At 37.0% G+C, this 6,682-nt stretch carries 5 protein-coding genes; 2 read left to right on the top strand and 3 right to left on the bottom strand.

Features of this window, described 5'->3' with window-relative positions; translation table 11 throughout:
* Window positions 1-130 precede the first annotated feature (130 nt).
* A complete protein-coding gene (locus AC22ZQ_RS11465; RefSeq protein WP_318958910.1) occupies window positions 131-1,360 on the bottom strand; it encodes a DUF4374 domain-containing protein in 1,230 nt (409 codons plus the stop codon).
* Between the two features lie 10 nt (window positions 1,361-1,370).
* Window positions 1,371-3,725: a TonB-dependent receptor gene (locus AC22ZQ_RS11460; RefSeq protein ID WP_318958909.1), complete on the bottom strand. Its 2,355-nt coding sequence runs from the start codon at window positions 3,723-3,725 to the stop codon at window positions 1,371-1,373.
* A 179-nt stretch (window positions 3,726-3,904) separates the two neighbouring features.
* On the opposite strand from AC22ZQ_RS11460, the gene AC22ZQ_RS11455 reads away from it, so the two are divergent.
* On the top strand, window positions 3,905-4,195 hold the full coding sequence (locus tag AC22ZQ_RS11455) for a hypothetical protein (RefSeq protein ID WP_318958908.1): 291 nt from the start codon (window positions 3,905-3,907) through the stop codon (window positions 4,193-4,195).
* The gene (locus AC22ZQ_RS11450; protein WP_318958907.1) at window positions 4,192-4,563 is read left to right on the top strand and encodes a hypothetical protein; all 372 of its coding nucleotides are present in this window, start codon (window positions 4,192-4,194) and stop codon (window positions 4,561-4,563) included. Before AC22ZQ_RS11455 ends, AC22ZQ_RS11450 begins: the two co-directional genes overlap by 4 nt.
* Here AC22ZQ_RS11450 and AC22ZQ_RS11445 read toward each other — a convergent pair.
* Window positions 4,538-6,682 (bottom strand): PAS domain-containing protein (locus tag AC22ZQ_RS11445; protein ID WP_318958906.1); only part of this gene is annotated, 2,145 nt, incomplete at its 5' end. The two genes, AC22ZQ_RS11450 and AC22ZQ_RS11445, sit on opposite strands and share 26 nt — an antisense overlap.

The raw sequence follows: 6,682 nt of genomic DNA, 5'->3' as shown, positions 1-6,682 counted from the left end.
GGTAGGGTTGCCTGTAAAGAGCGGTTAAAAAGAAGTATGTGTATTTGTGGAGCTTGGAAATGATGTATAAAAAATCCCGCTCCTTCATTGAAACGGGATTTTTTGAATTAAAATTAAAGGGTAGGAAAGATTAATATTTAAAGATACCTTGTAACTGTCCTCCTTCAATGTTGGCGCCTTTTATTGCAGTTGCTGTATTTGCATCAACTGTGTATACTGCAGCTGTGGTTCCATCATTAATGGATATCATTACTTTTCCATCTTCTTTAAAGAAAGGAGTTTTGTATTGACCACCGTGTAAAGGAATATCATTTACAATTTCGAAAGTTTCGTTGTTTACATCGATGATTGCAATTTTACAAATAGGGTTTTCTGTGGTAAATCCAGCCCAGGAACCAACACCACTTGCGTCATCGGTAGCTACATCAATTACACGTGCTACAATTTTACCATTTCCAGCATATTCTCCCGTCATTACTCTGTATCCGTGATCGTCTTCAATATTCATAAAGAAAGAAGGATCAAATTCATCCGTTGTAGCGTTAATTTTTAATACCCCTGAAGGATTGTCAACTTGTGTATAACCAGCTGCGTAAGATGCTGTAGCCAAGGCATAAATATCTCCGTTTTCAGCTTCCATTATTGCAGGTTGGTTTCCATAGTATCCGATAGGTGTAGATCTAGCATCTTTAATAACTTTTTCCAAGGTCATATCTGGGTAACTGTAAACAGCAACATAAGCAGTGTCTGTGATAGGAGTTTCCCAGGTGTCACCAATAAGCGGGTAGAAAGGGATGTAGGCTTTACCATCTTTTAATAATACATCATTGGGCCATACATTGATTTGAGCACCGTTATGCATAGGTGCATATATCGTATGATTAATACTATTGGTAATAGATACACTTGAAGGGTCTATGGTCTGGAAGTTACAATCAAATGCGCCACCTCCCCAAGGAGCTCCAATTCCGAATAAAACATCTCTTTCTTCATCGTATTCCATAAGGTCTACGCGTTCGAAAACAAACTGACCTTTTTCTGTGAACATACCGTTTTCTACTGTATAACCCGTTGCAAAATTTTCGGTGTAGTTAAAAGCAAAGTAAGTATCATTTGTAGCCGCAAAATAACACCAACCCGTTTGTTCTATTCCCATACCCGTTGAGGTAATGTTGCCTTCTTTAATACTTTGTGTACTCACCAAAAAATCAGCAGATCCGTCTGCACTTCTAAGACCAACAACGTAACCATCTTTGTTTTCATTATCGTCTCCGTTAGCTGGTTTTGGGTCTTCCTTTTTACAAGCAAACATGCTCATCGTTATTAGCGTAAATGCACCAATTTTAATTGTGTTTTTCATTTGTTGGTATTTATTTTTTTGTGATAAAATATCTCAACTTGAGGTTGAAATTCCTTCCTGGTTTTTGAATTTTAAAGTTGTCATACAGCTGGCTGTCTAGAATATTGTTGCACGAAAAAGTGAGGTTGTATTTTCCCTTTCCCCCCTTATAAGTAATGGCCAAGTTATGAGCGATTTGACGGGGGATAATGTTTTTAAATGCTGTGCTTCCTTGACTGGGCCATTTTAAATAGAACTCCTCTACAAAAAGTGTGTGCCAACGAACACTTATTTTGTTTTTCTGCTCACCAAATTCCTTTGAGTTAACAGTGATACTTCCATTTCCAAAGAAGTAGGGAATGTTTGGAATTCTGTCTAAGTACAAGGGGTCGTCATAACCACCAAAGAATTGGTTGGTGTTAATCATGTTTTGGTAGGTAGTGTTTAACTCAACATGTATACGTTTTTTGTAGGTGTATTTAAATGCAACTTCATATCCTGTCACCTCAGTACTTAATAAATTTTGATATTTAGAGGCTATTCCCACTGCCACAAGACGAATCATGTTTTGGGGTAACCTATAAATGAAGCCAAATTCACCTTGGAATTTATGAGCTTTGATTCTCTTACTTCCACCTAAGCTCAAATTGAAATTTTGAGACTGTTCTGCTAATAATTCATAATTCCTTTTGAGTAAAAGCCCATCACCGAAAATCTCATAGCCTTCAGGTAGTCGGTAAGCGTTTTCATAAGACGCTTTTAACTGCAGGTTTTTCTTTAAATGATAGGTGGTTGCAGCTCCGTATCCTGTGTTATTTTGTTGGGCATCTGTTCGTATGAAGTCTTCGTATTCTGAATCGGGTTCTAGGTATAGAATGGAGCGGAAACTAAAGTGTTTGATAAATGCGGTACTTTCCCATTTACCCTCTAAAAGCTTGAGTTTATAAGAGAGTCCCATAAAATTCTTTTGCAGGATATTAGGGTTACTGAAAGGTACCTCACTGTAACTTAGGGTATCTTCTCCCTGCCTTTGAAACCAAGAAAAGGTATTGTTGAAAGTAAAACTGTGCTTTTTATTTAGTGCATAATCGAGCGTAGTGGTAACCAAACTTGCCTTGTCGTTGAAAGTAAAGTAGCTTTTATACCAATTCAACTCTCCGGATGTTGCCGAAAAATCTTTTTCGGTGTAATTACCTCTCCAATCATATACCCGTGAACTTGTGTCCACTGTAATCGCTTGTCTTTCGCTGTATATGGCAGATACTTTGATGTCTAATCCTTTGGTAAACAAATCATCTTTGGCGTATTTTAAGGTGGGAATGAAGGTGTGTTCTTTTGTAAATACATGTCCGGCTACTTTGGTCATGTTTGCCCCTTGTTGTACTTCTTTGTAGGTTTCAGAGGCTATAAAGCCCAGTAGAAGTCTATCAGCGAAATTTTTATTGACTACTCCCATTTCCAAGAGAGCAGTGGTACTTCTAAATGCATCATTAAATCTACGAATACGCGTTGGGTCTTTGTCAATTGCTCCAGTTTGAGGATTGGCCAAATAGGCATCCATGAAATAGTTGTTTTCTGAGAAAGTGTAGAAGGCACTGGTGTTGATTAAGAAATTTTTCTTCGAGGTGTGTCGGGCAACTACCGCTGCCTTGTGCGTGTTAAATGATCCTAAGCTGTAGCTGGCGTCGACAAAATCTTTGCTGATGTTTTTAGTGACAATATTCACTGCGCCTCCTAAAACATCTGCACCTAAGCGAACGGGCACCACACCTTTATACACTTCGATTCTGTCTAATAAATTGATGGGAACAATGTTTAAACCAAAGGCTTGACCTAAATAATCAGTAGGTAGACCATCAATAAAAAACCTGACTTGTTTTCCGGTAAAACCATTCAAAGAAAAACTAAAGTTAGCCCCGGTACCTCCAGATTCCCTTACGCGTATTCCGGGTGTTCCATCTAGCACGTCATTTACGTTGAGGTTGAGGTTTTGTACGGGTTTTAGATCTATAGCCGTAACATTGAATGCTTCTTCCTGTACCTTTTGATTGTCTGTCTCAGCGGACACGGTAACACCCTCCATTTCTTGGATAGGAGTAAGAGGGATACTTTTTAAATAATTGGTGTCTTTGAAAATATTTACTTGAGTGGTATAGCTTTCGAAACCAAATGCACTTACCTGCACGGTATAGGTTCCTTTTTGTAAATTGTTTAGAATAAAAACACCTAACGAATCGGTATAAGCACCTTTACCATTTCCAAAATTGACCTTTGCATTTTCTATTGATATACCATGGGCCAAAACTTTACCTTGTACAAATGCTTCTTGCGCCCAAAGTGAGGAGCTAAAAATGATAGAAATAATAAGTCCAGATAATCGTAACATTGTGTGCAGCAATTTTGCTACAAAGGAAGTGAGGGAGCATGGCTTGTGCAATACCTAAAGCTAGGTATTTAGAATGAATCTAAATAAAATTACGAGTGATTTGGCCCTAAGAATACCTTAGTATTGATACTGATATAGTGGTATAATGTGTATTTTAGTTGCATAAAATTTAAGGGAGAATGAAACAGGTTTTGTGTAAATCATGCAAGCAATGGTCTACTGATGAATTCAATTGCGAGCATTGTGGAAATCTATTGAATGAGCAAATTATTCGAGAAGAAAAGTATATCGCAAAACACGGAATTCAAAAACCTAAGCCTCCAGGGAAACTCGCAGTTTTCTTTGAGAAATCTCGCAATTCTAAAAATCCTTTTGTTCGTTTATTATATTATATCGTAATGGGAATTTGGGGGATTTATGTGGGACTCGTAGTTTTTATGTTGTACCTCGCAATTGCAGCTTCTGCATGAGTATCATTAAGCAGCCTTTCTTTGTATTCTGGTGCATAGCTTATCTGCTTTACTACATGCTTAAGCATTTGGGTTATGATCTTCCAGTATTTATAAGAAATTACTTTTCTGATTTTATCTGTTTATTCCTTATCAATGGCTTTGCTTTACAATTGATTCGGTGGATGAAAGGACAGGACTTGGAGTTAACAGTAGTTCAAGTAATCTTTAGTTGGGCGTGTTGTAGCTTACTTTTTGAGTGGGTATTACCTCATCAAAATCCAAAAGTGTATACGCAAGATTATTGGGATGTTGCGAGTTATGGAGTCGGTGCTATGATGTTTTTACTTTGGAGAAGGAATTTTAGACTTTCTGAAGGTAAACCTTAAAGTTCGTTCCTTTGCCAATCTCACTTTCAACATCAATTTTCCCCTTCATTGCTTCGACTTGATTGTGCGTAATAAACAATCCTATACCTCTTGCTTCGTCGTGTTTATGGAAGGTGTTATACATTCCAAATAGCTTGTTTTTGTGTTTTTCTAGATTGATTCCTAGTCCGTTATCTTTGAATTTAATGCAGATATACTTCTCGGTTTCTTCAGCAGAAATTTCTACAAAGCTATCCTTTTTTTCATCCCTATATTTAATGGCGTTAGAAATGAAGTTAAAGAAGACACTTTCTACATAAGCATTAATACCTTTGACTTGATAATCTTCTGTTAAGTTATTTATTATCTCCACATTAGCCTCTTCGGCATTCAGTGCTAAATTACCGATAGAGCTCTTTAATACACTCCCTATTTTTATGTTGGTGTAGTCGATGTTTTCACTACTTATGGTCAGTACTTCATTCAGGTGTTCAACGGTTTCAGATAATCCTTCAATGGATTGTATTAGGAATTTAGATACCTTACTATTTCCAGCATCCTTATTTTGACGAACAAATAAATTGATTAGTCCAGATAAATTATTGGTATAGGTTTTCAGGTTATGCGATACGATGTAAGCAAAATTAGAGAACCTTTCATTTTGCGTCTGTTTTAATTCAAGAAGAGATTTAATTTGATTTTGAGCCGCATTTAATTCACTTATATCCACTGCAATTCCAACGTATCCAATAATCACGTCATCTTCACGTATCGGGTTTACGGTAAGTAAAACTTTAAACTCAGAACCATCTTTTCGAACGTAGGTCCATTCTTTTGATTCAAAACCTACGTCATTTGCTACTACGGTAAATACATCGAATCCATTAACAGGCTTGTTGTATTTTCGAGTGAGTTCGACACTTCTCTCTTCAATTTCTGAATTCTTATGAATGATTTCAGGAGAATTCGTATACAGAACTTCTTCGCTCTTGTAGCCCAAAAGGTTTTCCGCGCCAATATTAAAAAGGTTAATCACACCTTTTGCATCTGTTCCTATAATACTTACTTGAGTACTACCATTTACTATACTTTCAAGTTTTGAAAGCGTATTTTTTAAGCTGACTTGCGCAGCTACACGAGGAGTGATATCTGTAATTTGGGAAATGAAATATAGTGGAGATTTATCTGCTTTTCTCACCACAGAAACAGAAAGAACGGCATTAACAATTTTACCATTTTTATGGAAGTACCTTTTCTCCATCTGGTAAGAATCTCTCTGGTTGTTAACGACCTCTTTGAGTAATACTAAATCTTTGTTTAAATCGTCGGGGTATGTGATTTCTTGAAAAGTGAGTTTTTCGAGCACGGAACGCTCGTAACCCAGCATTTCACTAAAACTATTGTTTACTTTAGAAAAGGTTCCATCGGGTAAAACAATGGCCATTCCTATCGCGGCATTTTCAAAATTATTTCTAAATGTCTCTTCTGAGATTCGTAGTTTTTCCTCTGCTTTTTTGGCTACAGTGATATCTTGGGAGTACATGGTAATACCTCCAATTTCTTTGTCTTTAAAATACCAAGGTTTTAGTTCCCATTTTATCCATTGCTCACTTCCATCTGCACGTCGAAATAATTCACCGTCACTCTTGAGTGTTTGCCCTTGCAGTGCAAGTTGGTGATCGCGTTTCCAGTCATCTCCAATTTCAGGAAATATTTCATAATGAGATTTACCGATAATATCTTCATCCTGGATGTTGTAATCTGAAATCCATTTTTGAGAAGCTGCTAAATATTCAATGTTTTTGTTAAACATGGCAATTGCAATAGGAGCCTGGTCGACAAACCTTCTATTTTGTTCCCTCGCTAAAACACGATCAGTAATCTCTTGGTGTGATCCAACCATCCATTCTGGTTTACCATCTTCTGTCCAAGAAACTACTTTTCCTTTGTCGTGAACCCATACCCAATTTCCATTTCTGTGTTTCATTCGGGCTTCTACATCATAGATGCGGGATTTTCCTTCAAGGTGTTCTTGTATGCGTTTGTTAGATAATTCTAAATCTTTGGGGTGACAATGTTCTATCCAAGTATCTATATTGACTTCACCTAATTCTTCTAAAGAGTATCCAATGATATTGGC

The organism is Lishizhenia sp., from assembly GCF_057456495.1.
Note: the sequence above shows the minus strand (reverse complement) of the source record. Positions and strands in the feature narration are given on the sequence as shown.